General features: G+C 74.9%; 3 protein-coding genes. 1 reads left to right on the top strand and 2 read right to left on the bottom strand.

All coding sequences use genetic code 11. The features are described 5' to 3' along the window. Positions 1–291, top strand: a 291-nt coding sequence (locus H5J30_RS26805) for a C40 family peptidase (RefSeq protein ID WP_181789904.1), incomplete at its 5' end; no start/stop codon positions are given. 33 nt (positions 292–324) lie between these two features. On the opposite strand, the gene H5J30_RS26800 is transcribed toward H5J30_RS26805, so the two are convergent. Then, positions 325–1,095, bottom strand: coding sequence for a LuxR C-terminal-related transcriptional regulator (locus H5J30_RS26800; RefSeq protein ID WP_220189404.1), 771 nt, complete (start codon positions 1,093–1,095; stop codon positions 325–327). A gap of 39 nt (positions 1,096–1,134) precedes the next feature. Beyond that, positions 1,135–2,436, bottom strand: a complete 1,302-nt coding sequence (locus H5J30_RS26795; RefSeq protein ID WP_181789903.1) for an ATP-binding protein — start codon at positions 2,434–2,436, stop codon at positions 1,135–1,137. Between the last annotated feature and the right edge of the window lie 106 nt (positions 2,437–2,542).

Raw genomic sequence — 2,542 nt, 5'->3', positions numbered from 1 at the left:
TGGGGCGCCACAGGACCCGGCTCCTTCGACTGCTCGGGCCTCACGCAGGCCGCCTGGGGCGCCGCGGGCGTCTCCCTGCCCCGTACGACCTACACCCAGGCCGCGGCGGGCACCACCGTCCCGCGCTCCGCCCTCGCGCCCGGGGACCTGGTCTTCTACTACTCCGGCCTCACCCACGTCGGCATCTACGCGGGCGGCGGCCAGATCATCCACGCGCCCCGCCCGGGCGCGACCGTGCGCTACGCCCCGGTGGACTCGATGCCCCTCGTGACAGCGGTACGCCCCGCCTGAGCGCGCGGGGCGCGGAAGCGGTCCGCCGGTCCGTCAGACCAGCCGGCGGGCCGTCGCCCAGCGCGTCAGCTCGTGCCGGTTCGACAGCTGGAGCTTGCGCAGCACCGCCGAGACATGCGACTCGACGGTCTTGACGGAGATGTAGAGCTGCTTCGCGACCTCCTTGTACGCGTACCCCCGCGCGATCAGCCGCAGCACCTCCCGCTCCCGCTGCGTCAGCCGGTCCAGGTCCTCGTCCACCGGCGGGGCGTCCGTCGACGCGAAGGCGTCGAGGACGAAGCCGGCGAGCCGCGGCGAGAAGACCGCGTCGCCCTCGGACACCCGGAAGATCGCGTCGACGAGGTCCGTGCCGGTGATGGTCTTCGTCACGTACCCCCGCGCGCCGCCGCGGATGACGCCGATGACGTCCTCCGCCGCGTCCGACACCGACAGCGCGAGGAAGCGCACCGGTGCCTCACCGCTCGGCGACTCCCCCATCATCCCGGCGCAGCGGCGCAGCACCTCGACGCCGCCGCCGCCCGGCAGGTGCACGTCGAGCAGCACGACCTCGGGGCGGGTGGCGGTGATGACCGTCACGGCCTGCTCCACGTCCGCGGCCTCGCCGACGACCTCGACGCCGGTCTCGTCCGTCACCCCGATCTCCGCCTGCACCCCGGCCCGGAACATGCGGTGGTCGTCGACGAGCACGACCCGCACCCGGCGCCCCTCCTCGCGGCCCGCGCCGCCCGCCTGGATCCCGGGCGCCGGGGTCCCGGCCGCCTGGATCCCCGCCGCCGGTGTCCCGCCCGCTGCGTCGTCCGTCATCGTCCGCTCCTCACTGCGCCCACCGTGTCCGCGTACGCCTCACTCGGCGCGCTCCATCTCCAGCTCCACCTCGGTGCCCCCGCCCGCCGGCGTGCGCAGCCGGGCGGTGCCGCCGTTGCGCTCCATCCTGCCGATGATGGACTCGCGTACGCCCATTCTGTCGGCCGGGACCGCGTCCGGGTCGAAGCCGGGACCGCGGTCCTTCACCGAGATGAAGACCTGCCGCCCCTCGACCTCCGCGAAGACCTGCACCGGCCCCGCCCCGCCACCGTACTTGGCCGCGTTGACCATCGCCTCACGCGCCGCCTGCAACTGCGCGCCCAGCCTGTCGTCCAGCGGGCAGTCGCCGACGCACACCACCTCCACCGGCACCCCGTGGTGGTCCTCCACCTCCGCCGCCGTCCTGCGCACCCCCTCGGCGAGCGTCCCGGGGCCCGCCCCCTCGTCCTCGTCCTTGCCGGTCCCCTCCGGCTTGTACAGCCAGGTGCGCAGCTCCCGCTCCTGCGCGCGGGCCAGCTTGCGCACCTCGCCGGCGTTGTCGGCGTTGCGCTGGATCAGCGTGAGGGTGTGCAGCACGGAGTCGTGCACGTGGGCGGCGACCTCGGCGCGCTCCTGCGCCCGGATGCGCATCAGCCGCTCCTCGGAGAGGTCCTGCACCATCCGTACGAGCCAGGGCCCCGCCAGCAGCGCCACGCCCACCAGGACCGCGAGCGACGCCTGCACAACGGCGCCGATGTGCCGCGTGGAGCCCTGCATGACGAAGATCGCGCTGACCCCCGCCCCGACCAGCAGCACCCCGGCGGCGCCGCGGGCGAGCGGCAGGAACTTCGTCCCCTTCGTGACCGCCGCCCACTTCGCCCGCCGCGCGTTGTCCGCCTGCCGCCACACCAGGGCCACACCGGCGCCGATGAGCAGCAGCGGCCACACGAAGGCGTTGGAGCGGCCCAGGTCGAGGCTGCCGGCGAAGATGGCGGCGCCGATGAGCAGGGCGAGGAGGGCGAGGAGCTGCCCCTTGTCGGGCTTGCGGAGCCTCTTGCGCCCGTCGGCGTCGACGTCCACGAGCGGCTTCTCCGCCCGGCCGCCCTGGCCGAGCGGGACGACGAACCAGAAGACCGCGTACACCAGCACGCCCAGGCCGTTGGCCATGAGCAGGCCGAGGAAGACGATGCGCACCCACGACACCGGCAGCCCGAGGTGACCGGCGAGCCCCCGCGCGACGCCGCCGAGCCAGCGCCCGTCGGCGCTGCGGTACAGCCGCCGGATCGGCCGCTCGTACGGGTCGTACGGGCCGCCGGGCGGGGCGGCGCCCTCGGAAGCGGGCGCGGCGGTCGGGGCGGTCATGCCATGCATCGTCACACGGGTGGGGCGGCCCTGGCATCAGGGTTGGCCCCCCATCGGCCCCGGGAGGATTTCAGGGTGGGCTCCGGGTAGTCCCGCCTCCCGCGCC

The sequence above is a fragment of the Streptomyces phytophilus genome, from assembly GCF_013870535.1.
GTDB lineage: Bacteria > Actinomycetota > Actinomycetes > Streptomycetales > Streptomycetaceae > Streptomyces > Streptomyces phytophilus.
Note: the sequence above shows the minus strand (reverse complement) of the source record. Positions and strands in the feature narration are given on the sequence as shown.

Bases quoted from the DNA above. Each gene is read 5' to 3' on its own strand.
- H5J30_RS26800 (WP_220189404.1), bottom strand. From the start codon at position 1,095: ATGACGGACGACGCAGCGGGCGGGACACCGGCGGCGGGGATCCAGGCG.
- H5J30_RS26795 (WP_181789903.1), bottom strand. From the start codon at position 2,436: ATGACCGCCCCGACCGCCGCGCCCGCTTCCGAGGGCGCCGCCCCGCCC.